The following is a 22,903-nucleotide window of genomic DNA, read 5'->3' on the forward strand; positions in this document are numbered from 1 at the left end:
AAAGCCAGCGCCTTGAGACGCCGGCTTTTATTATCGGCTTATAGCCGATGTGCAAACCACCCGTTTGACGGGTGGTTATGATTTTCATTTATTACTAATCGTCTTATCAAAGTTATTTAACAGGGCAGCTACTTGAACTTCAACAACATTGTTTTTATTGAAGCGAGCAAATACCTCTGCTTCAGTTAAAAGCCGGCGTATTTTTTTCGAGCTTTCTCCTAACTCAATTGCATTATTTGCTTCTAGTAATTTGATACGTGGTAAGAAATAAGTAACGTGATTGCTAGCACAGATCTTTGTCGTAGCCTCCAAAACTTGGTTACTAACCTCTAGCCGCTTATTTAATGAATGGTACTCGGCAGCGTAGTACATCATCGTTACAATCCGTAGATAATAATTCCGATCAACGCCTGCTAAGTCTTCATCGGCCTTTGATCTTAAGAATGAAATAACCTTTGAGAAAAAGAAATCAGCATGTTCCATTGAATTTTGTCGTGCATATAAGATTCCTGATCCTAAATATGCTAATGGTGAAAAGATCGTCCGATGTTGCTCATCCAGTTCATCTAAAATCTTAGTAAAGTTAAAGAGACTTGTCGATGCGTTATTATTAGTTAAAGTATAAATCATCCCTTTTAAATAATAATATTGCATCCGATCTTGTGGCGATTTTAACTCTTCAAGCCGAATCTTCTTAAGGTTACTAACTGCCTGAGGAAAGTGTTCAATCATTAAAGCCAATTCAATCTGGTCAAGCAGACTTCTCATATAACGAATTGAGGATGTATTGTCTTTGCTTAAATCATCAATCGTTAGTCCTAGACGGTCGCAAAGCTGCGCCAGAATCGTGAGTGATGGTACTTGACCATTGCTTTCAAACTTACTTAAGGTCGACTGGGTACAAATCCCCTTGCTTAAAGCAACTTGTGAATAGCCAAGCCTCTTTCGTTGATAAACAAAGCGTTTAATATCCATGTCTGACCTCCTATATCTAGCCGTGAATTCCTAATGCAATTTTAGCAAACCTGCTCATTCTTGACAAATCCCAAACCGGCTCCCACACAAGATTAATATTACATTTAGTTACACCTTCAACAGAAGTAACTGCCTTGGTAATGTCGCGATTCAAAATGTCGCCTAATGGACAACCCATTGTCGTTAAAGTCATTGTAACCGTACATTCACCATTATCATCAACCTTAACATCATAAATAAGGCCAAGGTTAACGAGGTCAATCCCCAATTCTGGATCAATAACTTCTTCCAACGCATCCATCACTTTATTTTCAATTGGGGAAAAGGGGGTATCTTTTTCGTCAGCCATAAACGTTCCTCCAAACTTATTTGTTAATTCAATTAACCAATTGAACCTTCCATCTCAAAACTGATCAAACGATTCAATTCAACGGCATATTCCATTGGCAATTGCTTCGTAAATGGTTCCACAAAGCCCATAATAATCATTTCAGTTGCCTTTGCTTCTGAAATTCCCCTGCTCATAAGATAGTAAAGTTGTTCTTCAGAGATCTTAGATACTTTTGCCTCATGTTCCATTGCGACATGGGCATTGTCAATTTCATTATATGGGATCGTATCTGAGGATGATTGGTCATCCATAATGATCGTATCACATTCAACGTGGGCTTTAGAGCCATCAGAGTGCTTACCAAAGCGGACCGTTCCGCGGTAATCAGTTGAGCCCCCCGTCTTAGCAATCGATTTCGAAACAATTGAACTAGATGTGTTTTTAGCATTGTGGATCATTCGGGCTCCCGAATCTTGGTGGATTCCGTTGCTGGCAACTGCGATGGAAAGCATGGTTCCCCGTGCCCCCTCACCATTAAGGTAGACGCTTGGGTACTTCATCGTGACTTTTGAGCCAAGGTTCCCATCGACCCATTCCATGGTTGCATTTTCTGCTGCTGCTGCCCGTTTTGTTTCTAGACTATAAACATTATCAGACCAGTTCTGAATAGTTGTGTAACGACAATAAGCATCCTTGCAGACGTTAACTTCAACAACCGCAGCATGGAGACTATCAGAAGAGTAATTGGGAGCAGTACATCCTTCAACATAATCAACACTTGCCCCTTCATCAACAATAATCAAGGTTCGCTCAAATTGTCCTGAGTTTTCCGCATTAAGCCGGAAGTAAGATTGAATTGGCGTCTTTGTCTTAACGCCCTTTGGTACATAAATAAATGAACCACCCGACCATACTGCTGCATTTAGGGCCGCAAATTTATTATCAGTTGGTTGAACTAATTTACCAAACCATTTCTTAAATAATTCTGGGTATTCTTTTAAGGCCGTATCCGTATCGGTAAAAATAATCCCTAACTTCTCAAACTCATTTTTCATATTGTGGTAAACAACTTCGGATTCATATTGAGCAGATGAACCGGCAAGGTATTTTCGCTCTGCTTCCGGAACTCCTAAGCGATCAAAAGTCCGTTTTAAATCTTCGGGCACATCATCCCAGTCGCGAAACTTTTTATCAGTCATTTTTTGGTAGTAAAGCATGTTCTTAAGGTCTAACTCTGATAAATCCGGCCCAAATTTTGGCATCGGCAATTCTTTATAAATCTTGTAGGCTTTAAGCCGGTAATCTAGCATCCATTTAGGTTCATGCTTAGCAGCTGAAATTTCGCGGACAGTTTCTTCTGTTAACCCTCTCCCAGTTGAGTATTCCGGCTCAACGTTATCGTGAAAGCCGTATTCGTACTGGTCATTATTATTTATAATGCTAGCTGCATCATTACTCATTATTTTCTTCCTCCTCGCTATCCTTCAACAGTGCTCGTTGTAATGCCCACCATGAGAGCGTGGCACATTTTATTCGAGCTGGGAATTCCATAATACTGGTAAGGATCCGGGCATCTCCTAGTTGATCCAAGTCAGCTTCTGAATGTTCTTTGCCAATTGCCATATCAGAAAAAGTCTTTGCCATCGCAAGGGCTTCTTCAGTTGTTTTTCCTTTAACAGCATCGGTCATCATACTTGCTGATGCTTGACTAATGGTACAACCATCACCAGTATAGGCAATATTTTTGATCTTGTTATCTTCTACTTCGACCTGAAGATTAATCGTATCTCCACAAGTAGGATTATGAAGGGTCATTGCATTCGTAGTAGTTGCTAATTCTCCCTTATTATGTGGATGATCGGCATGATCGAGAATCACTTCACGGTATAAACCATTTAACTTAGATAGTCCCAATGTTAAAGAACTCCTTTGTTTCCTTGATTGCGTTAATTAATTGATCAGCATCTTCTTTAGTATTGTAAAAATAAAAACTGGCACGAGCGGTTGCTGTTACTCCCAAGTCTTCCATGAGTGGCTGCGCACAATGGTGACCGGCGCGGACTGCTACCCCATCCATATCAAGGGCCGTAGCAACATCATGGGGATGAAGGCCTTTGATGTTAAAGGCAATTACCCCAGTATGCTTTGCTGGCGATTGCGGACCATAAACCTCGACATCTGGAATAGCAATTAACTTGGGTAAAACATAATTAACAAGTTCCTGTTCTTTTTGCACAATCCTATCCATTCCAATACCATTTAAATAATCAATTGCGGCTCCAAGACCAACTGCCCCGGCAATATTTTGGGTTCCCGCTTCAAATTTAAACGGGATATCAGCCCATGTACTCTCATCCCGGTGAACATCATTAATCATTTCCCCACCGTATTGGTAAGGAGGCATCGCTCGTAATAAACTCTCTTTTCCGTATAAAACCCCAATTCCCATTGGACTCATCATCTTATGACCAGAAAAAGCGTAAAAGTCAACATCAAGATCTTGCACATCGACTGGCATATGCGGAACCGCTTGCGCTCCATCACCGACAACGATTGCCCCATGTTGGTGCGCAATCGTTGCTAATTCTTTCAAGGGCGTCACTGTTCCTAATACATTACTAGCATGAGCTACTGCCACAATCTTTGTCTTATCGGTAATTTTCTTTTTAGCATCTGCAAGATCAAGTTCGCCATCTGGAGTTAATTCAATATATTTCAGGGTAGCACCCTTTTCCTTAGCTAATTGTTGCCAAGGAATAAGGTTACTATGGTGTTCCATTATTGAAATAACAATCTCATCACCAGATTGAATATTTTGTTCGCCATAGGTTGCAGCGACGAGATTCAACCCATCCGTACACCCCTTGGTAAAGATAATCTCATTAGCACTCGACGCGTTAATAAACTTTTGCACTTTTTTTCGTGCTTCTTCATAATCCTTAGTTGCACGTTCTGCTAGGGTATGAACTCCTCGATGAACATTTGCATTATCTTGTTCATAAAAGTTAACAAGTGCCTGAATTACCTGACGCGGGCGCTGAACAGTCGCAGCATTATCAAGGTAGGCTAAGCGTTCATCATTAACCCACTGATTAAGGGCTGGAAAGTCGGCTAAATAATCATTCGTATTGTTGTCCATCGGCGAGCTTCCTTTCAAGAATCGTAATTAACTTATTCCGTACATCTGCTGCTGGGATTGCACTCAAGACTGCTCCTAAGAATCCTCGAATAACCATTCGTTCTGCTTGCGCGCGCGGAATTCCCCGACTCATTAAGTAATACATTTGTTGTTGATCAACTGGGCCAACACTAGCCGCATGTCCTGCCTCAACATCATTTTCGTCAATTAACAGAATTGGGTTAGCATCTCCCCGTGCTTGATCGGACATAATCAATACCCGGTTTTGTTGGTCTGCCTTTGCCCCATGAGCACCATGAATAATTTGCCCAATTCCATTAAAAATCAATTCAGATTTTTCAAGAATGACACCCCGCTGGTTTATCAATCCGGTGGTATGCTTACCGTGGTTGGTGACGCGGTTGTTGACGCCAACTTCTTGGTCACGAGTAGTTACGGCAATCATCTTTGAGTTAGCATAACCCCCATCACCTAGCAATTCGGAATCCATGTCACCAACTGTGTTACCATCATTCATCAAGCCAACTGCCCATTCAACGTGCGCATCCTTGCCAATGTCGGCACGCCGCTTAAAGTAAGTATGGGTATGGGGACCAAATTCATCTAAGGAAGAAAAGTCAATCTCACTATTTTCCTGCGCCATTAATTCAATCATCATATTAGCGGCATTCTCGTGGTCACCAACCGTTGTAAGGTGTTGAATAAACTTAATGCGGCTGCCACGATCGGCAATTACTAGAATATGCGAAATCAGGGGCTCATCTTGAGTGCTGTCCTGAATAATCTCGGCCTCAATCGGCTTTTCCATTTCAACATTCTTTGGAATATAGAGGAATAAACCGGCATTAAGATAGGCAAGATGATAAGCAGTTAAGAGGTTTTCTTCGGGGTTAATAGCAGTCATGAAGTATTTATTGAAAAGTTCAGGATATTCACGAGCAGCAGTAAAGATATCTGTTAGAATAACCCCCTGATCTTGAAGCTTTTGCGGCAAGTTAACGTGGAGCAAAGTTTGTCCCAACTGGGTTACCTTAATTACTTCATCATCGGCGGCTGGTTTTTCAACTAAGCTGGCATCTGATTCAATCCATTTCAATGGCCGCTCCGCAATAAGGGGCCAAGTTCGAAAATCGAACCGTTGCATCCGCGTCAAACGGAGCTTTTCCATCAACTCACGAGCACTAAGCCGGCGATCAATCAATTGCTGAGGTTCATTATTTGCCTTACTAGCAGCAATTATTTGTTCTTTTGCTGAGTTTAATTCTGTCATCAAACTGCCTCCTAGTCTTCATCATCTACAAGTTTGATATCAAGACCTAATTCGTCACGTAAGCCAGCGTAACCTTCATCTTCAAGTTTCTTAGCAAGATCAGGGCCACCAGTTTTTACAATTCGGCCACCCATCATTACGTGAACCGTATCGGGAACGATGTAGTTCAAAAGGCGTTGATAGTGGGTAATAATTAATGAACCAAAGTTGTCGCCCCGCATTGAGTTAACGCCCTTTGAAACCACCTTAAGAGCATCAATGTCAAGTCCAGAGTCAATTTCATCAAGAATCGCAAAACTAGGTTCAATCATTAAAAGCTGCAAAATCTCATTCCGCTTCTTTTCACCACCAGAGAAACCCTCATTAAGATAACGTTCAGTCATGGATTGACTCATATCAAGCAATTCTAAGTTCTTGTCGAGTTTCTTAATAAAGTCCATTACTGAAATCTGATCATCTTCAGGGCGCCGAGCATTGATCGCTGCTCGAAGGAATTCAGCATTAGTAACCCCTTGAATTTCAGCGGGATATTGCATTGCAAGAAAAAGACCTTTTCGTGCCCGTTCATCAACTGGCATGTCAACAATGCTCTCCCCGTCAAGAAGGATATCTCCTTGCGTAACATGATAGTTAGGGTGACCCATGATGGTTTGAGAAAGAGTAGACTTACCAGTTCCGTTTGGTCCCATAATTGCATGAATTTCTCCAGTCTTCATCTTGAGGTTAACCCCTTTAAGGATCTCCTTTTCTTCTTTGCTTTCTTCATCTTTAACTGAAACGTGAAGATCCTTTATTTCTAGTGTTGCCATAAAATTCATCCTCCTGACCGAAATATTCCAAAATATTCTCGGTAAATATTCCATAAATATCAATAAATTCTTTACATTCTTATTATATCCGAATAATAAAAAAATAAAACTACTCATTTTAATTTATTTCAAGCGCTTTCTCAAGGGGTGATTTGAGTGTATAATGAAGATAGAATATAGTGTTTATATAATTTCGGAATATTCAAGGAGGCAGGTAGCAATAATGATTCAACAAAATTATATTCTTCACTCATTTGACTGTTTAAATACAGCCACTGCCGCCCGACTACATGATATGGGCTTGTGTGAAGGGTGTCCGATTAAAGTAGTTCAAAAATACCCCTTTCATGGCCCAGTGATAATCGAAAATGACCACCAACAAATCGGTTTGCGGTACACCGTTTTCGCATTGCTTACGGAGGCAAAGTGAGATGACAACAGTTGCGCTGATTGGAAACCCTAATACTGGCAAAACGACCCTGTTTAACTCGCTCACTGATAAATACGCCTACGTTGGTAATTGGACAGGAGTCACAGTTGAAAAGAAACAAGGGACGCTTAAGGGAACAGATATTGTTATCATCGATTTACCTGGTGTATATTCACTCGATCCTTTGACAAAAGACGAAGCAGTGGTAACTAACTACTTAATGCATAACCAACCTAATATGGTCTTAAATATTACAAATGCTAGTCAGTTAAAACGAAACCTTTTGCTAACAATCGAGGTATTGGAACTCGGTTATTCTGTTGTATTGGTTCTTAACATGATTGATGACCTCCGTCGATCAGGGTATGACTACGACCTTGACCTGCTTGAAAAAAGGCTGGGTTGTAAAGTAATGACAACAAATGCACGCGGACACCAAGGAATTGATCAATTACGAAAAGAAACTATCAATTATAATTCGCTCCATCCTACCCAACTAGATTTAGATTATCCCCCGATGATCAAACAGGCAATCAGGCAGGCAAGTACAGCGCTGGAAAGCGATTATTCTTTTGCACCCCAAGTTGCGCGTTGGTTATCGATTCAATTCATAAGTAAGAATAAAGTAATCCGCAAATTTGCCCAGGAAAAAGAGCTAACTCCCCTGCTTTCGCAACAAAAATATTATGATGCGCAAAAGTTTGCTGACCAGATCTTTGAAGTCCGGTTACAGTTTATTGAGGACACGCTTGATCAGGCGCGGCATCCACTTAGCAATGGTGGTCAAGTTGAGCTAACAAGTCGAATCGACAAAATCGTTACCAATCCGATTCTTGGCTTACCAATTTTCGTCTTAATTTTCTTTATAATGTTTAAACTATCTTTTGATTGGGTTGGCACGCCACTTTCGGATATGCTTGATCAATTTATATCAGGCCCGGTTTCAACTACCGCCGACCAAACCTTAGCTAGTCTCGGGGCAATTCCCGCATTACGGTCGCTAGTCGTTAACGGTATTATTGCCGGAGTTGGAGGAGTTTTAGCTTTTATTCCGCAAATCTTCATGCTCTTTGCCTGTATTTCCCTGCTTGAGGACTCTGGTTACATGGCGCGGGCAGCTTTAGTAACAGACCGGGTTATGCAGATGATTGGTTTAAACGGCAAATCTTTTATCCCATTAATTATTGGTTTTGGTTGTAATGTTACGGGAATCATGGCCGCGCGAACAATTGAACAGCCTAAAGAACGACTGATTACTACCTTAATCATGCCGTCTATGAGCTGTTCAGCCCGCTTACCGATTTATAGTTTATTCGTTGCCGCCTTCTTCCCACGTCATCAAGCACTGATTGTTTTATCAGTCTACTTCTTAGGGATTGTCGTGGCTTTAGCAATGGCAAAATTCTATCAAGTAATCTTTAAGGTAAAAGAAAGCTCAGTGTTTGTAGTTGAACTCCCGCACTATCATCTTCCCCGTCTTGATATAATTTGGCACGGCACATGGGATAAAGGTAAGGGATTTATAAAAAAGGCTGGGACAATTATTTTTGCTGGAACTGTTTTAATCTGGATATTATCAAGTTTTGGTCCTAGTGGTTTTGTTACTAATTCGGCTAATAGTTTTGCTGCCGACCTTGGACACATCCTTGTTCCGGTCTTTAAGCCAATTGGTATTGACCAGTGGCAGCCAATTAGTGCTTTGTTTACAGGGATCCTTGCCAAAGAGGTTATTACTTCTAGTATGATGGTAATGTTCCATACAAGCAGTAAAGCATTCCTCATTGCTTCACTTGGTCAGTTTATGACTCCCCTTTCTGCTTATACGTTACTAGTCTTTATTCTCTTATATGCACCATGTTTTGCAACGTTAGCAACTATCAAACAAGAAACTGGTTCTACAAAGTGGATGCTTTATTCTGTTGCATCCAGTTTAGTCGTTGCGTATGGGCTTGCATTTATTATCTTTCAGGTTGGTCGATTGTTTATTGGGTGATTTAAAATGAAATTAATTATTAACGTTATTATTATTGCTGCAATTATTGCGTTAGCTTTTTACCTCCTCGTTAAGACTTTTCAACGAGGCAAACAAGGTAAATGTGCAGCTTGTGACTACGATTGTGAAATCAAAAAGCTGGCAAAGAATAAAAAGCAATTATAAAAATCTGGAGACGTGTGGTTATTTTCCACGTTATCTTGCTATTGTTCGTGAAAACGAGGCTGAGAGAAAACAAAAGTTTTCTCCCAGCCTCGTTTTTTTTACTCATTATTCAATTTTTCTCGTAACATAAACCGGCGAATCTTGCCACTTGCGTTTTTCGGCAATTCTGAAACGAAAATATAGTGTTGAGGAACCTTATAGCGCGCCAGATGTCCATAACCATAATTCATTAGCTTGGTTGTAGAAAGACGACGATCACTGACGACAAAGGCAACTGGTACTTGTCCCCAGACAGAATCATTTTGACCAACGACTGCAACTTCATTAATTTGTGGGTAACGTTGGTAGACCTGCTCAACTTCTTGGGGGAAAATATTTTCTCCGCCAGAGATCAACATTTCATCTGCGCGGCCATCGATATAGAGGTACCCTTCTTTATCCAGGTGACCAACATCTCCTGTCCGGTACCAACCATCAATCATTTTAGAAGTCAACTTATCAGGCAGGTTAAGATAGCCCGGAGTTAAAGCCGGTGTTTTCAGCAGAATTTCACCATCTTTACTAAGTTTTAGTTGGGTTGAGAATAGCGGCTGCCCAACTGATCCTAATTTTAGGAGTGCATCAGCTGACCGTAATGCAACAATTTGGGAACATGTTTCCGTCATTCCATAACATTGAACAACAGGTATGGACCGTTGCAAACATGCTTCGAGCGTTTCTCGATCAATCGTTCCGCCCCCAAGTAACATACAACGAAATGCTGAATTATAGTGCGTATTAGTCTTATTTTGCTGCTGAATGAGCTTTTTCAGCATAAAAGGCACAACCGACATAATAGTGACCGTTTCATTTGCTAAAATTCGTTCAATTTCTTCAGCACGGAACTTCTCAACCAAGCGAACAGTCATCCCGTAAATTAATCCCCGCATAATAATCGAAAAGCCACTAATATGGAAGATCGGTGCCACGCATAACCACTTATCTGCGGACGATAAACCTAAATTCAATGCAGAAGAGACTGCTGAATAAAAATGGTTGCCAAAAGTTTGCAAAACTCCTTTAGGCTTACCAGTCGTCCCAGAAGTATACATGATGCTGGCTACCCAGTTTGATTTAAATACTGGAATTAGCTCTCCTGGATCAGCACTTGTTATCAAGAACGCACTGTAAGACTTAAAAGGATCCGTCATCCCTGATCGCCAGAGAGTATTTTCAACCAAACACAACTGAAGTCCACTATCTTTAATCTGTCGTTCAAGTTCTTCACCAGCAAGCCGCCAGTTCAACCAGACAATCGTGCGGCCACTACACATGATCGCTAGTGCTAATTTATAGCTCATCAGACTATTAGTAGCTAGGAGACCTACCCGCGAACCAGGATTAAGGTGGTCAATTTTTCCCACGAGTATCTCTACCTGTTTTTTTAATTCAGCAAATGATAGGCGTTCATTACCATCGTCAATCGCAATCTGGTTCGGCTGAGTTGCTGCTTGCTTTAATAGCCAGTTTTGTGTTTCCATTTAAATTGCCTCTTTTATTTATGGGAATTTAGGGAACTGGTCAAAATTAGGGTCCCGTTTTTCGTTAAAGGCATCGCGCCCTTCTTTACCTTCATTAGTGGTGTAGAAGAGCATCGTCGCATCACCACCGAGTTGTTGGAGGCCAGCCAGTCCATCAGTATCAGCATTCATGGCAGCCTTAATAAACCGTAATGCCGTTGGTGACTTCTTCAAGATTTCATTACACCAGTCCAAGGTAACCGATTCAACTTGGTCTAATGGCACAACTTTATTAATCCAGTTCATCTGGTAGGCTTCTTCGGCACTGTAGAAGTGGTTTAAGAACCAGACTTCCTTTGCCCGTTTGTGACCGATCACGCGGGCAAGGTAACCAGACCCATAGCCAGCATCAAAACTACCGACCTTGGGACCGGTTTGCCCAAATTTGGCATTGTCAGCAGCAATTGTTAAATCACAGACAAGTTGTAAGATATTTCCGCCACCAACTGACCAACCTTTTACCATCGCAATGACTGGTTTAGGGATAATCCGGATTAAATGCTGCAAATCAAGGACATTGAGACGAGCAATCTTATCTGGACCAACGTATCCACCATTACCACGAACTCCTTGGTCACCACCAGATGAGAAAGCCTTATCACCAGCACCAGTTAGGATAATCACCCCAATTGTGCTATCATCACGACAGATGGTAAACGCGTCGATCATTTCTTGAATTGTAACGGGGGTAAAGGCGTTCATCTTTTCTGGACGATTCATTGTAATTTTTGCAATCTTTCCCGCTCGTTCAAAAATAATTTCAGAATAATCTTTAACTGGTTGCCAATCAACTGTTGTCATAACTACTCTACTCCTTTTGTGAGGTCAATAATAATGAACCTATTAGAAAATTTAGATATTCAAACTCAATCAGTCACAGCCAACAAGTGTGTTATCACTGTTAAAGTAAGTGATAAGCTCAAGCAACCTTATGGAATCGTTCATGGGGGAATAAATGCAGTCCTCGCTGAAACCGCAGCTTCCTTAGGTGCCAATCAATGGTTAGCTGATCGTCAACAAGATCAAATAGCTCTCGGTGTTAATATTACCACAGAGCACCTCATTGCGGTATCGAATGGTGAATTAAGGGCCATTGCAACGCCGATTAAATGTGGCCGACGAATCCAAACCTGGCAAGTCGATATCCATTGTAATGATCAATGCACTAGTACCAGTATAGTTACTTTGATCAATCAACCCCGGCCTTAATTTTCTGATCATTTCTTTAATTATTATTCGAAAATAAAATTATTCAGAATTATAAAAAATGGTTATTCATCTTTACTACTATACTTTTCTCGCCTTAACGTTCGATTAATCGTTCTGATTATACAAATTCCGTTATTGTTCTAAAATAAGACATTTGATAAATTAATACCAACGCGAGGCGAACTGCGTGATAAAATTAAACCGTTTTATCTTGCCTAAATTAAGGAATGAATCCCTTCTTTTAGGTCGTCAGTTTACCTATTTGGGGAGAAGAAAAATAAATAGGACAAACACTATGATGGGAAGCATGTCGCGTAAATTATAGTTTTAAAGGAGAGCATTTTTGATATGCGCTTCAATGAAAAAGATGAAGAAAAGTACCTTAAGCTGATTAACAATACCCGTCGCGGAAGCAATAAAGACTTCGAAGAGTTATTTCGCCGTTATTGGCCGCTCGTTCGCCGACTGTGGCAACGATATAATATTAGCGGCCTTGAATTGGCGGATTGGGAACAGGAAGCCCGCGTTGTAATGCTAGAAGTTATTCGTTTATACAATAATCAGGGGCCGCGCATGTTTAGCTGCTTTTTTAAGGAATGCTTAACTAACCGGATTCGTGATATCCAACGACAAACTCAGGCCCATAAACGGATTCCAGCAGGCTGTCTTTACGCATTAAGCGATGATTTTGCTGAAACACTTACCGACTTTTTACATCATTCCCCTGATGACATTATTTATTGCCGGCAGAGTCTTGACCGTTTACTTTGCCACTGTTCTACATTTGAACGAAAAGTACTAGTCTATCTCCATACTGGTTATTCGATAACTGAGATTGCTGGTACCCTTGATTGCTCTAAACGGAGCGTCCAAAGTGCCTTGCATCGTTGCCACGGCAAACTATTAAAAGTATTAATGAAGTAAGGACTTATAAAGCAAAAATAAGGTGCTGAGAGAAAGCTTTTTATTTTCTCTCAACACCTTATTTTTTATGCTTTCCTAATAAACAAACATGCAATCACTGCAACCAATGCACTGATAACAAGGCCGAAGAAAGCGGCTGAATATGAGCCGGCTGCTTGGACAATCCACCCAATTAAGAGCGGACCAACAAAGCCACCAAGCTGCCCACCAAAGTTAACAATCCCAATTGATGATCCATAAGTTTTCTCCGATAAAATCTGCGCAATGAAGCTAAAGATACCAGTAAATGCCAATGATTTAACGAAATAGATCAAGACATCAAAGATCACAACGCCTACTAATGAAGTTGACTTGAAGAGACCGAACATGAAAACCAATGTCAGGAATGAAGCAATACTAATCATCCACCGTTCATGCTTCTTAAACAAGTGCACCATCACAAAGCCAGAAATAAATGCTGCAATACCTCCAGAAATAACTGGTAATGGCACTAACCATGCCAAGTTCTTCAAGTTAATTCCTTGTTCTTGCAAGAAATAAACTGGCATCCAGGTTTCAAGGCCCTTAGTAATGATATTCAGGGCAAGTCCAATTACTACAAAGGCCCAGACACGGTGGTCAATCTTTTTCCATTCAATCTTGGGACGCGCCTGCCCGTTTGCTTGGCTGCTATTAATTGGCCGTTCTACCAGGTAATAGGCAAGTAAAATAATAAATCCACCAACCCCAAGCCAAACAAAGGCATTTCGCCAACCACTGCTAGCAATAATTGGCACAATAATTAGTGGTGCTACTGCTGCCCCGGCATAATTCGATGAAATTAAGGCAGAAGTTGCTTGTGATTTCTCACTCTTATCATAATTTTCAGAAATTCGTTTTAATGCCGCTGCTGGATATGGTCCTTCTGCAATCCCAAATAGAAAACGAATCGCAATCAAGGCAGCAAGGGACCACGCCCAGCCAGTCACCATCGTCATCAACGACCAGGCAAACAGGGAAATAATCACCATCAGTTTACTGCCAAACTTATCAGTTAAGTATCCCCCAGGTATCTGCATTAAAGTGTACCCTAAGAAGAACGCACTGGCGGTTGCCCCTAATGCTGCTGCCCCAACATGAAAGTCTTTACCGATGTAAGCAAGGGAAATATTCATCACTGTGCGGTCAGCAAATAAAACCATATATCCTAAATATAGTAGCAGAAAAGATCCCCATCGTTTTGCTACTGTAAAGTTACCTATATTTTTCATAAGATTACCCCTTTAATATAAAGATCTTTTTTATTATAATTGATCATTTTAGAACTTACCACCCAAATTCTAAGAATGTCCGCTAAAATTAAGAACGTCACTCTTAATATTTTTTTGTTAAAATATTAGAGATATCCTAAAAAATGATTGTTAATCCAAGGAGGAATTATGGATTTCTCATTAAAAAAACGACCGGTAAAAAGACTATATGGTGAATATACTATTTTATTCATCTTTTTAGCCTTATGTATTTTCGGGACATATTTAGTTACCGGTCATACTTTTATCCTCAGCAAAGATGCTCTCAACCAGCATTTACCCTTACTAGCAAAGTATCGAGAAGCACTGATTAGCTTCTTCCACCATCCCCGCCTAAACTTCTGGTCATGGCAAATGGGGCTAGGCAGTGATACCTTTCAAGTATATTCTTACTATACAATTGGGGATGTTTTCTCTTATCTTGCACTGCTTTTTCCCGCGGCAAAGATTACCCTCGCTTACCAGGTAATTAATATTATCCGGATGTATTGTGTTGGCCTCGCTTTCGTCTATTTCGCTCAACACTTTAAGTTTCGCAATAGCGTCATTTTGATGGGGGCAACAACCTACCTGGTCAATTCGTTTTTACTCTATGCTTGTATCGCCCAGCCGTTCTTTACCACGCCATTTATCATCTTTCCGTTAATTGTGGTCCAGATTGAGCGGATACTACAAGAAGGATCACCCTGGCCGCTTGCTGGTGCCTTTACATGGATGCTAGTAAGCAACTATTACCTTGCTTACGTTTTAGGAATTGGTTCATTCCTCTATCTTGTTCTTCGCGTAGGAACGCATTATCGTCGCACACTTAATTACGGGAAAACTTTTCTTAAACTTGCCTTTGCGACAATTACTAGCGTCCTCTTATCAGCGGTTTTGCTTGTCCCCGAAATTATCGCGGTCACAAATTCAACCCGGACTGGATCATTATTTGCTAATGGTTTAAAAACCTATCCTCTTTACTACTATCTCTTTTTGCCTAAGTCACTGATTAACGGTGGTCAATGGTATTTCATGTTCTGGTCTGCGCTAGGGATCGTTTCAATTGGTTTTATCGCCCTTGTTTACATTTATTCCCGTCCGCGAAAGTACCCCCTGCTAACGATCAGCCTTGGCCTAGCGCTCATCATGCTGCTAATTCCAGCAGTCGGTGCTTTCTTCAACGGAATGATGTCAGCTTCTAACCGTTGGACGCTCTTGATCTATCTTCCATTAGCAATGGCCGTCTGTATTCTAGCAGAGAACATTCCGACGCTTGATCAAAAGACAATGGCGGTCCTAAGTTGGGCAACGGGGATTTACCTCATTGTCTTGATTGCAACATTCTTCTTTGACAATGAGAATGATATTTTTATGCCAGTTATTTTCTTAATCGGCTCCCTAATGGCCATCTGGTTGATTCACTTAAACAAACTGGCTCATCCTTACCGGTGGTTACTAGCGATTACAATGCTTAACGCCGGGGTGAATGCAATTTACGCGGCTTTCCCTTATAATGGTGATTTCTCTAGTAGTATGTTGAGCCGGGGAGAGTATCAGGCAATTACCAGTAACCGTTACGGTAAACTTAATCAGGATTTGAAGAACAATTCTTTTTACCGCGTTTCAACAATTAGCCAAAATAAGATTATTGATGGCCCGAACCTTGATAATGACCTTACTTCCAGATTGCATAACATTGATTCTTACTATTCACTGCAAAATAAATATTTGGGACAGTTTAATACAAGCCTGCAAAATAACCAGTATCAGGCTAACATCCCCATTCGGCAAGCCGATGATCGGACAATTATGAATAATTTCTTTGGCGTTAAATATCTCTTTGTTCAAAGCAATGGTGATAACGCGACAAAGATTCCCGCTGGTTACTTTTTAGATAAAGCAACTGATCCAGTCATCAATTACGATGAGGGACAACCAAGCAATCCGCAAAGCAAAGATGAATTTGTACCCACGCAAACGATGCGGTATAAAACGAACTATGCCTTCCCATTGCTTTACTGGCAAGACAACTACATTAGCAAAAAAGATTATCAATCACTCTCACCAACTGAAAAAGAACGCATTTTAGCTACCGGTGTTCTGGTTGATAAGCAAGAAAAGCTCCGAGGAATGAAGGCCGCTAAGCTCAAGACGCATGTCTATCCCCTTAAAAGCGAGTTAGTTTCCAACCGCTTGAATAAGGTTAACTCGGCTAAATTAACCTATACCGATAGTGAAGAAACTTATCAATTGCAATTACCAGAGCTGCAAAGTAAAAAAATGCAGCAAAAATTAAAGGGCAGCGAGTTGCATATTGAATTTTCGAAGATTAAGTACACCCCCTTCTCCATGAAAGAACAGATTGCCTATGAACAAGCACATCTCAAGGAAACCGTCCTTAATCCCGGAAATGTTATTAATCAGCGCTATACCCACTATCGCTATTGGCGTTACCACGTTTTAAATGGTTCACCTGATATTAGCTTTAAGCTTAATATCGGCAGTAAGTTTGGAACCGCCACGATTGAACAAGCACGGCAAAGTACCCTTTCCTTGTTTAAGCACGTTACTAATTCGACCCTTAATATTGGTTATTATGATGGCAAGCTTCCGACTTCACTCACCTTCCAGCCTTCAAAACTCGGAACTTATGAGCTCAAGTACCGAGTAGTAGCAGAAAAACTAGATAATAATTATTATCGTGAAGTTAAAACATTGCAACGCCATCGTCTAGAGGACGTTAAATTCAAACGTAACCAAGTTCAGGGAACGATTAAAACTACTCGTCCTGGCGTCCTTACCTCTTCGATTCCTTATTCTACTGGTTGGTCAGTGAAAGTTAATGGTAAAAAGGCAACTACCTTACGAACAAACCAGGCTTTCTTAGGATTATATTTACCTGCCGGAACTCATCATGTTACCTTTAGCTATGAGTTGCCAGGAATCAAATTAGGCGTATTACTCAGCTTGATTGGCCTAGGCTGGACCATTTTTGCCGGAATCATTACGATCGTATGGAAACGGAAGCGCAAGTAAAGCAGAATAATTCTTGCATCCCTTTTAAGAGACGCTTAATAAGATAAGATTAAATTTATGGGCAGGAGAAAAAATCGTGCATAAGAAGTTTACCTACATTGTCTACCAAATTATTATGGCTATCTTAGCCGTTATCTCGATTGGAATGCTGATCGCATATTATGCTAAGCGGATCAATATTGATACCTACCCTTACAATATGATTGACAATGGAATTTGGTTGGTCTTCTTTACGGATTACGTTATCCGCCTAATTATTTCACCAAATAAACGCGAATTTGTTAAAGATAACATCTTTGACCTTCTATCAATCATTCCTGCTAGTAGCCTCTTCTTCCTCTTCCGAATTGGGCAAATTGGTAGAACCTTTCAGATGCTTAAACTCATGCGAATTATGCGTCTAGTCGGTTTTACCGGTCGTCTGGGCGTCTTCTTTGAGCGCAATGAGTTGCTCTACTACTTGTACATTACGATTGCTGTCATAATGGTAGCCGCTGCAATGTTTTGCATCTCGGAGAAAGTCTCTTACGAAACAGCCCTGTGGTGGGCAATTACAACTGCTACTACGATTGGTTACGGGGATGTGATTCCTAAGACCGGAATTGGTCGGGCAGCCGCGATTGTCCTGATGCTCTTGGGAATTGGTTTTATTGGGATGCTTACCAGTACGATTACTGAGTTCTTTGCCAAAAAAGACGAACGAAAGATTTCTGCTCAGTTAGTCAAAATCCAACATGAAAATCGCCAACTAAAGGCTGAGTTAGACGAAATCAAACGTTTGATTAAGAAAAATAAACGTTAGCAAATAACCTCCATTCAAGGTTTTACCCAAGAATGGAGGTTATTTTTAATTTATTTGTCGATTTAACGAAATCATCTCTAGTAAGCTTTGTGCAGTGATCGCTCCTTCATTACCCGCTTTGAGTCCTGCTCGTTGCATTGCCTGTTCAATGTTATCGGTAGTAAGGATGCCAAATGTAATTGGAATATTGCTCGTTAAGTTAAGATTCATTACGCCGCTAGCAACATTTTGACAAATTAAATCATAGTGATCTGTTTCACCTTTGATAACAGCGCCTAACGTCAAAATGCCATCATATTCCTTTTTTGCCAATAATTGTTTTGTCATAAACGGAATTTCAAATGCTCCCGGCACATGGTATACATCAACGTTTTCAAGGTCAAACTTAGCTAACATTTCGGTAGCTCCCTGCACTAATTGTTTAGTGACAGTTTCGTTAAAATCAGCAACAACAATCCCGATTTTTGCACTTTGAACATTAAATTTTCCAGTAAATTCTTTCATGATTAAGCCTCCAGATTCAGTAAGTGATGAAATTTATTTTTCTTTGTGATTAAGTAATTCTCATCGTAGTTATTAGGTGCTATTTCTAATGGTATCTGTTCATTGATTTCAATATCGCCAAGTTGTAATTGCGCAATTTTATCGGGATTATTAGTAAGTAGGTTAATCTTGGTTATTCCTAATTGATGTAAAATCGCAATAGCTTGGTCATACTGCCGTTCATCAGGCGCAAAACCTAATTTTTCATTGGCCTCAACAGTATCATAGCCGTGTTCTTGCAAATGATAGGCCCGCAGCTTGTTTGCTAAACCAATTCCACGGCCTTCTTGACGCAAATAAATAATAATTCCGCTGCCGTTTTTCTCAATTTGGCGCATTGCTTCATGAAGTTGAGGACCACAATCACAGCGAAGGGAACCAAGAACATCGCCAGTAAAGCATTCTGAATGCAAGCGAACCATTACAGGAGTAGTTGGATCAATATCTCCCTTTATCAGCGCTAGATTATTGCCATCAAACCACCGTAAGTGAAAGTCCCCATACTGAGACGGGAGATGCACCTCTTCTACTGGTTTGCTCGCTAAACTTTGCCGGTATTCCTGAAGTTCTTTGATCGTAATGATGGGTAAGCCAAATTCGGCTGCTTTCTCATGAAGTTCAACTGATCGTGCCATTTCACCATTGTCTTTTAAAATCTCACAGATATAAGCAACTGGTTCCACCCCAGCTAAGCGCGCAAGGTCAACAGCAGCTTCAGTATGTCCATTTCGTTCTAATACTCCATTTTTCTTTGCAACTAAAGGAAAGATATGACCTGGTTTGTAGAAGTCTTCGTTTTTAGCAGTCGGTGCGGCAAGATGAGTAATAGTGCGCCAACGATCAAAGGCTGAAATTCCCGTTGTTGTCGAATGATGGTCAACGCTGATCGTAAAAGCCGTACCAAAAGGATCTGAATTATCAGCAGTCATCTGAGGTAATTTCAATCGTTCAGCTACTTCCGGTGCCATGGGAACACACATCAATCCACGGGCATACTTAGTCATGAAATTAACCTTTTCGGGAGTAGCTTCACTAGCAAGCCCCACCAAATCGCCTTCTGCTTCGCGGTCTACATCGTCCATGACAATTGCTAAACCACCTTCTTGCAAATGCTTAATCGTTGCTTGAATTTTCTTTACATCCATTATTTTCGGCCTCCTAGTAAATTTGCGACTACATATTTGCCTAAAATATCAGTTTCTAGATTAACTTCATCCCCTACTTTAAGCGCATCTAAGTTAGTAACAAGTTGAGTGTGCGGAATCAGCCCAACCGTAAACCAGTCGGCACCAGTTTCCATCACTGTTAAACTTACGCCATTAATCGCGACACTTCCTTGCGCTATCACTTGACCATGCAGGCGTTGTGGCAGACTAAATTGCACTTCAATAGCATTTTCATTGACAGTCCGCTTTAAAACTCGTGATAGTTCGTCAACATGCCCCGTTACAATATGACCTTCTAGTCGTGCGCCAACTTGCAATGAACGTTCAAGATTTACAAGGGATCCTTTTTCCAAGTTTTTAAACGTTGTCTTTTCAAAGGTTTGCGGCATTAATATCGTCGTAAATTGATTGTTATTGATTTCTACGACCGTTAAACATGTCCCATTTACCGCAATTGAATCGCCAAGTTGCACGGTAGTTAAAAAATCATCACTATGAGGTTCAACCACTAATTCAATCGTTTCACCATCCTGGGTAATTTTTACTATGCGTCCCGTTTCCGCAACTAAACCACTAAACATTATCAATCTTCCTTCCCGCAATCCTAATATTATTCTCTAAAACTTTAATTTCCTGATGGGTAAAATTCATTGGGCAAGCTAGTTCCATGCCGCTAACACCTTTTTTGCCAAGCATGTGGGGAGCTACGTATGTAATAAGCTCTTCAAATAAGCCTTCCTGTAAAAACGCTTGATGAATTGTAGGGCCACCTTCTACATAAACAGATTGAATTTCTTGTCGACCAAGTTCATGTAAAATATCAGTAATTGACCATGTTTGTCGGTAAAATACTCGCACATCTTTAGCAAACTGATCTTGTAGCGAACTATTTTCCGTAAAAATCCAAGTAGGTGCCTGCCCGTCAGTCAACAAGTGTAAGGTTGGATTATCTTTTAAACGTCCCCGGCGGTCAAGAACAATCCTTACTGGCGGAAACTTTGTCGGACTAGTCGTTAATAAAGTTGGATTATCGATAATGGCGGTTTGGCTTCCAATCAAGATTCCTTGAAAATTACCACGCTCGGTATGAACCATTTTTGCCACAGCAGAATTAGTAATCGCCGTTCGTTGACCTTTTTCTGCGGCCACGCGATAGTCAAGACTCACTGCTTGTTTTAAAGTTACCCATGGTCGTCGGTACCGATAGAAAAAATCGTAATGCGGATTTAAGGCCTGTGCTGCTTCTTTAAGGACGCCCGTTTTGACAATAATATTTTGCTGTTGAAGCGTAGCAATCCCTTTCCCGGTGACAAGCTGGTGCGGGTCTGTTTCCGCAACCACAACCCTCCTGATACCTGCGTCAATAATCGCCTGACTACATGGTGGTTGTTTCCCATAGTGATTGCAGGGTTCCAACGTGACATAAAGAGTTGCTCCCTGTAACTGTTTCGGCGTAAGTTTACCTATTGCATCCCGTTCAGCGTGAATTCCACCATATTCGTGAGTATGACCTCGCGCTAAAACTTGACCATTTTTCACAACAACTGCCCCAACGCGAGGATTTTTCCAGGTTTCATTGCCAGCCTTTGTTGCTTCAGCGATTGCCATTTGCATGAAATGAACATCTTCCACTCTAACCATCCTTTCCAAAATAAAAACGCCCTAAGATTTTCTCTCGGGGCGTTAAATGGTTACTTAAAAAAACAGCTCGGCAAAAATAAAACCGGATAACATCACTGCTATCCGGGGCTTTACGTTTAAACTGATTGTGTCATTTTTAGTTTTCTTCTCCCATCCAGACTATACTGTCGGTACCAGATTTTCACTGGTTCAACCGTTAACATAAATGCTAACGGGTCACGGACTCCAAGCGTACTTGTTACCGTCGGTTGGGAATTTCACCCTGCCCCGAAGAAAATTAAGTTGTTAAATTTACATATAGTGTAACTCTTCACTTTCTTTTTGTAAACAATAAATTAGTTATTTAGAAAAACTTTGTAGGGTATCCATGATCAATTGGATGAATTTCTCACGATCAATATCAAGGAGGACTTCAGTATTTTGGGGCTTATCAGTTAACTGATAGTAGTCACAAACCGTCTCTCCCCGTGTAAGGTCGCCCTGAGTTTCAACATCTACATTCATTTTGTCAGTACCGAACATGGTGGGATCAATCAACCAAGCAATCGTACATGGGTCATGGAGGGGCGCACCTTTAAAACCCCATTTTGGATTTTCATGATACTGTTCAAAGAAGTTTAGGAGACCGTGGAAAGCCTGGGCAACTGGATTATTGATTTGCCCAATTTGCTCAATCTCATCCTTCATAATCTGAGCTTTATGGGTCACGTTCAACGGTGCCATTACCAGAGGCAGGCCGAAGTTCATTACAATCTTAGCTGCTTCTGGATCAACAAAAATATTAAATTCAACTGATGGTCGCCAATTGCCAAGTCCCATTGCCCCACCCATGAAGACAATTTGATCAATCTTTTCTTTTGCCAAGTCGGGATAGACCCGCAAGAATAAGGCCGCATTTGTCATTGGACCGGTAACTACTAAGGTAACTTTCTCATCACTTTCACGAAGAGTTTTAGCAATCAACTCAATAGCCGGAATTGGTTGAACTTTGAAATCGGGATCAGGAAGGTTCGCACCATCTAACCCCGTCTCACCATGAACTTCCGGTGCAGTTTCAAGCGGCTCGACCAGCGGAGTTTGATTTCCCTGAGCAACCGGGATATCTTCTTGATGGAGTAAGGCTAACATCCGCATTGCATTATTTAAAGTTTTGTCTGGTGTTTGGTTACCAGCAGAAGTTGTTACGGCAAGGACATCAATCTTCGGTGAAGCAATGGCCATCGTTAACGCCAATGCATCATCATGTCCAGGATCGCAGTCAAGAATTATCTTTTTGGTCATTTATTATCGGCATCCTTTCTTTGTGAATTGCAATTATAGCGGTTACATTAATTATAACAAATGAACATTATTCCGTTTAATGTCGATCAATAAAATTTAAAAAGACATAATAAAAGGACCACCTAATCGTGATCCTTTTCAATATAAGTTATAATTTTACGCTTTCTTTACTAAATAAATTGGTAAAGCAATAGCGCCTGCTAAAAGGGCTAAAATAGTAAACTTCTTCTTTGAATGCTTCTTAGGTTGTGTAGTTTTGTTTTCAGTTTTATTTTTCTTCATAAGAATCTACTCCTTTGTTCAAAAACCTATCACTACCTACACTCTTATTTTAGCCCCATTTTGCCTTTACGTAAAAA

Annotated in this window: 23 protein-coding genes and 1 riboswitch; of the genes, 7 read left to right on the forward strand and 16 right to left on the reverse strand. The window is 40.7% G+C overall.

Translation table 11 applies throughout. From position 1 onward, the window contains the following. Positions 1–84 precede the first annotated feature (84 nt). The 7 genes from AACL61_RS02290 to sufC are packed head-to-tail and all read right to left on the reverse strand — an operon-like array spanning position 85 to position 6,524. Positions 85–975, reverse strand: a complete 891-nt coding sequence (locus AACL61_RS02290; protein WP_019253383.1) for a helix-turn-helix domain-containing protein — start codon at positions 973–975, stop codon at positions 85–87. A 16-nt stretch (positions 976–991) separates the two neighbouring features. Next, a complete protein-coding gene (locus AACL61_RS02295; RefSeq protein WP_003667917.1) occupies positions 992–1,324 on the reverse strand; it encodes a metal-sulfur cluster assembly factor in 333 nt (110 codons plus the stop codon). 32 nt (positions 1,325–1,356) lie between these two features. After that, positions 1,357–2,766 (reverse strand): Fe-S cluster assembly protein SufB, encoded by a 1,410-nt coding sequence (gene sufB / locus AACL61_RS02300; RefSeq protein WP_003667919.1) that lies wholly within the window; start codon positions 2,764–2,766, stop codon positions 1,357–1,359. Further along, a complete protein-coding gene (sufU, locus tag AACL61_RS02305) occupies positions 2,759–3,220 on the reverse strand; it encodes a Fe-S cluster assembly sulfur transfer protein SufU (protein WP_122481257.1) in 462 nt (153 codons plus the stop codon). The genes sufB and sufU overlap by 8 nt, the downstream gene beginning before the upstream one ends. Further along, positions 3,207–4,445 (reverse strand): cysteine desulfurase, encoded by a 1,239-nt coding sequence (locus AACL61_RS02310; RefSeq protein ID WP_102816854.1) that lies wholly within the window; start codon positions 4,443–4,445, stop codon positions 3,207–3,209. The genes sufU and AACL61_RS02310 overlap by 14 nt, the downstream gene beginning before the upstream one ends. Then, positions 4,426–5,715, reverse strand: coding sequence for a Fe-S cluster assembly protein SufD (sufD, locus tag AACL61_RS02315; protein WP_339110929.1), 1,290 nt, complete (start codon positions 5,713–5,715; stop codon positions 4,426–4,428). The genes AACL61_RS02310 and sufD overlap by 20 nt, the downstream gene beginning before the upstream one ends. Positions 5,716–5,726: 11 nt before the next feature. Beyond that, on the reverse strand, positions 5,727–6,524 hold the full coding sequence (gene sufC / locus AACL61_RS02320) for a Fe-S cluster assembly ATPase SufC (RefSeq protein WP_003666143.1): 798 nt from the start codon (positions 6,522–6,524) through the stop codon (positions 5,727–5,729). A 223-nt stretch (positions 6,525–6,747) separates the two neighbouring features. Between sufC and AACL61_RS02325 the strand changes: the two genes are divergently transcribed. From AACL61_RS02325 to AACL61_RS02335, 3 genes are read left to right on the forward strand one after another with little or no spacing between them, the layout of a single operon-like run. Beyond that, positions 6,748–6,954 carry a FeoA family protein gene (locus tag AACL61_RS02325; RefSeq protein ID WP_339110930.1) on the forward strand — a complete coding sequence of 69 codons (207 nt, stop codon included), beginning with the start codon at positions 6,748–6,750 and terminating at the stop codon, positions 6,952–6,954. 1 nt (position 6,955) lies between these two features. Then, positions 6,956–8,947 (forward strand): ferrous iron transport protein B, encoded by a 1,992-nt coding sequence (gene feoB, locus AACL61_RS02330; RefSeq protein ID WP_339110931.1) that lies wholly within the window; start codon positions 6,956–6,958, stop codon positions 8,945–8,947. 6 nt (positions 8,948–8,953) lie between these two features. Further along, positions 8,954–9,112, forward strand: coding sequence for a FeoB-associated Cys-rich membrane protein (locus AACL61_RS02335; protein ID WP_019253388.1), 159 nt, complete (start codon positions 8,954–8,956; stop codon positions 9,110–9,112). Positions 9,113–9,210: 98 nt separating this feature from the next. On the opposite strand, the gene AACL61_RS02340 is transcribed toward AACL61_RS02335, so the two are convergent. Both AACL61_RS02340 and menB read right to left on the reverse strand, forming a co-directional pair. Beyond that, positions 9,211–10,632, reverse strand: coding sequence for an o-succinylbenzoate--CoA ligase (locus AACL61_RS02340; RefSeq protein WP_339110932.1), 1,422 nt, complete (start codon positions 10,630–10,632; stop codon positions 9,211–9,213). A gap of 18 nt (positions 10,633–10,650) precedes the next feature. Then, on the reverse strand, positions 10,651–11,472 hold the full coding sequence (gene menB / locus AACL61_RS02345) for a 1,4-dihydroxy-2-naphthoyl-CoA synthase (protein WP_102815824.1): 822 nt from the start codon (positions 11,470–11,472) through the stop codon (positions 10,651–10,653). Between the two features lie 33 nt (positions 11,473–11,505). Between menB and AACL61_RS02350 the strand changes: the two genes are divergently transcribed. Further along, positions 11,506–11,880 carry a PaaI family thioesterase gene (locus AACL61_RS02350; RefSeq protein WP_102815823.1) on the forward strand — a complete coding sequence of 125 codons (375 nt, stop codon included), beginning with the start codon at positions 11,506–11,508 and terminating at the stop codon, positions 11,878–11,880. Between the two features lie 348 nt (positions 11,881–12,228). Further along, positions 12,229–12,804 carry an RNA polymerase sigma factor gene (locus AACL61_RS02355; protein WP_003672081.1) on the forward strand — a complete coding sequence of 192 codons (576 nt, stop codon included), beginning with the start codon at positions 12,229–12,231 and terminating at the stop codon, positions 12,802–12,804. 65 nt (positions 12,805–12,869) lie between these two features. On the opposite strand, the gene AACL61_RS02360 is transcribed toward AACL61_RS02355, so the two are convergent. Next, positions 12,870–14,054 (reverse strand): MFS transporter, encoded by a 1,185-nt coding sequence (locus AACL61_RS02360; protein ID WP_339110933.1) that lies wholly within the window; start codon positions 14,052–14,054, stop codon positions 12,870–12,872. Between the two features lie 168 nt (positions 14,055–14,222). Here AACL61_RS02360 and AACL61_RS02365 point away from each other — a divergent pair, with 168 nt between their 5' ends. Next, positions 14,223–17,111, forward strand: a complete 2,889-nt coding sequence (locus AACL61_RS02365) for a YfhO family protein (protein WP_339110934.1) — start codon at positions 14,223–14,225, stop codon at positions 17,109–17,111. Between the two features lie 76 nt (positions 17,112–17,187). Further along, complete coding sequence (locus tag AACL61_RS02370) at positions 17,188–17,913, forward strand: potassium channel family protein (protein WP_065867594.1); 726 nt, start codon at positions 17,188–17,190, stop codon at positions 17,911–17,913. Between the two features lie 45 nt (positions 17,914–17,958). On the opposite strand, the gene ribH is transcribed toward AACL61_RS02370, so the two are convergent. The 6 genes from ribH to AACL61_RS02400 all read right to left on the reverse strand — a co-directional run bounded on the left by ribH (position 17,959) and on the right by AACL61_RS02400 (position 22,826). Then, on the reverse strand, positions 17,959–18,417 hold the full coding sequence (gene ribH, locus AACL61_RS02375; RefSeq protein ID WP_339110935.1) for a 6,7-dimethyl-8-ribityllumazine synthase: 459 nt from the start codon (positions 18,415–18,417) through the stop codon (positions 17,959–17,961). 2 nt (positions 18,418–18,419) lie between these two features. Continuing rightward, positions 18,420–19,601, reverse strand: coding sequence for a GTP cyclohydrolase II (gene ribA / locus AACL61_RS02380; RefSeq protein ID WP_339110936.1), 1,182 nt, complete (start codon positions 19,599–19,601; stop codon positions 18,420–18,422). Next, positions 19,601–20,203, reverse strand: a complete 603-nt coding sequence (locus AACL61_RS02385; protein ID WP_339110937.1) for a riboflavin synthase — start codon at positions 20,201–20,203, stop codon at positions 19,601–19,603. Before AACL61_RS02385 ends, ribA begins: the two co-directional genes overlap by 1 nt. Beyond that, the gene (gene ribD, locus AACL61_RS02390) at positions 20,196–21,254 is read right to left on the reverse strand and encodes a bifunctional diaminohydroxyphosphoribosylaminopyrimidine deaminase/5-amino-6-(5-phosphoribosylamino)uracil reductase RibD (protein WP_339110938.1); all 1,059 of its coding nucleotides are present in this window, start codon (positions 21,252–21,254) and stop codon (positions 20,196–20,198) included. Before ribD ends, AACL61_RS02385 begins: the two co-directional genes overlap by 8 nt. 147 nt (positions 21,255–21,401) lie before the next feature. Then, a riboswitch (FMN riboswitch) is annotated at positions 21,402–21,542 on the reverse strand. A 60-nt stretch (positions 21,543–21,602) separates the two neighbouring features. Beyond that, the gene (gene rihA / locus AACL61_RS02395; RefSeq protein WP_339110939.1) at positions 21,603–22,544 is read right to left on the reverse strand and encodes a pyrimidine-specific ribonucleoside hydrolase RihA; all 942 of its coding nucleotides are present in this window, start codon (positions 22,542–22,544) and stop codon (positions 21,603–21,605) included. Positions 22,545–22,700: 156 nt separating this feature from the next. After that, positions 22,701–22,826 (reverse strand): hypothetical protein, encoded by a 126-nt coding sequence (locus tag AACL61_RS02400; RefSeq protein WP_003666121.1) that lies wholly within the window; start codon positions 22,824–22,826, stop codon positions 22,701–22,703. Positions 22,827–22,903: the final 77 nt, after the last annotated feature.

It is taken from the genome of Limosilactobacillus reuteri subsp. porcinus, from assembly GCF_036621895.1.
GTDB classification, from domain to species: Bacteria; Bacillota; Bacilli; order Lactobacillales; family Lactobacillaceae; genus Limosilactobacillus; species Limosilactobacillus reuteri_J.

Bases quoted from the DNA above. Each gene is read 5' to 3' on its own strand.
- AACL61_RS02290 (WP_019253383.1), bottom strand. From the start codon at position 975: ATGGATATTAAACGCTTTGTTTATCAACGAAAGAGGCTTGGCTATTCA.
- AACL61_RS02295 (WP_003667917.1), bottom strand. From the start codon at position 1,324: ATGGCTGACGAAAAAGATACCCCCTTTTCCCCAATTGAAAATAAAGTG.
- sufB (WP_003667919.1), bottom strand. From the start codon at position 2,766: ATGAGTAATGATGCAGCTAGCATTATAAATAATAATGACCAGTACGAA.
- AACL61_RS02310 (WP_102816854.1), bottom strand. From the start codon at position 4,445: ATGGACAACAATACGAATGATTATTTAGCCGACTTTCCAGCCCTTAAT.
- sufD (WP_339110929.1), bottom strand. From the start codon at position 5,715: ATGACAGAATTAAACTCAGCAAAAGAACAAATAATTGCTGCTAGTAAG.
- sufC (WP_003666143.1), bottom strand. From the start codon at position 6,524: ATGGCAACACTAGAAATAAAGGATCTTCACGTTTCAGTTAAAGATGAA.
- AACL61_RS02325 (WP_339110930.1), top strand. From the start codon at position 6,748: ATGATTCAACAAAATTATATTCTTCACTCATTTGACTGTTTAAATACA.
- feoB (WP_339110931.1), top strand. From the start codon at position 6,956: ATGACAACAGTTGCGCTGATTGGAAACCCTAATACTGGCAAAACGACC.
- AACL61_RS02335 (WP_019253388.1), top strand. From the start codon at position 8,954: ATGAAATTAATTATTAACGTTATTATTATTGCTGCAATTATTGCGTTA.
- AACL61_RS02340 (WP_339110932.1), bottom strand. From the start codon at position 10,632: ATGGAAACACAAAACTGGCTATTAAAGCAAGCAGCAACTCAGCCGAAC.
- menB (WP_102815824.1), bottom strand. From the start codon at position 11,472: ATGACAACAGTTGATTGGCAACCAGTTAAAGATTATTCTGAAATTATT.
- AACL61_RS02350 (WP_102815823.1), top strand. From the start codon at position 11,506: ATGAACCTATTAGAAAATTTAGATATTCAAACTCAATCAGTCACAGCC.
- AACL61_RS02355 (WP_003672081.1), top strand. From the start codon at position 12,229: ATGCGCTTCAATGAAAAAGATGAAGAAAAGTACCTTAAGCTGATTAAC.
- AACL61_RS02360 (WP_339110933.1), bottom strand. From the start codon at position 14,054: ATGAAAAATATAGGTAACTTTACAGTAGCAAAACGATGGGGATCTTTT.
- AACL61_RS02365 (WP_339110934.1), top strand. From the start codon at position 14,223: ATGGATTTCTCATTAAAAAAACGACCGGTAAAAAGACTATATGGTGAA.
- ribH (WP_339110935.1), bottom strand. From the start codon at position 18,417: ATGAAAGAATTTACTGGAAAATTTAATGTTCAAAGTGCAAAAATCGGG.
- ribA (WP_339110936.1), bottom strand. From the start codon at position 19,601: ATGGATGTAAAGAAAATTCAAGCAACGATTAAGCATTTGCAAGAAGGT.
- AACL61_RS02385 (WP_339110937.1), bottom strand. From the start codon at position 20,203: ATGTTTAGTGGTTTAGTTGCGGAAACGGGACGCATAGTAAAAATTACC.
- rihA (WP_339110939.1), bottom strand. From the start codon at position 22,544: ATGACCAAAAAGATAATTCTTGACTGCGATCCTGGACATGATGATGCA.
- AACL61_RS02400 (WP_003666121.1), bottom strand. From the start codon at position 22,826: ATGAAGAAAAATAAAACTGAAAACAAAACTACACAACCTAAGAAGCAT.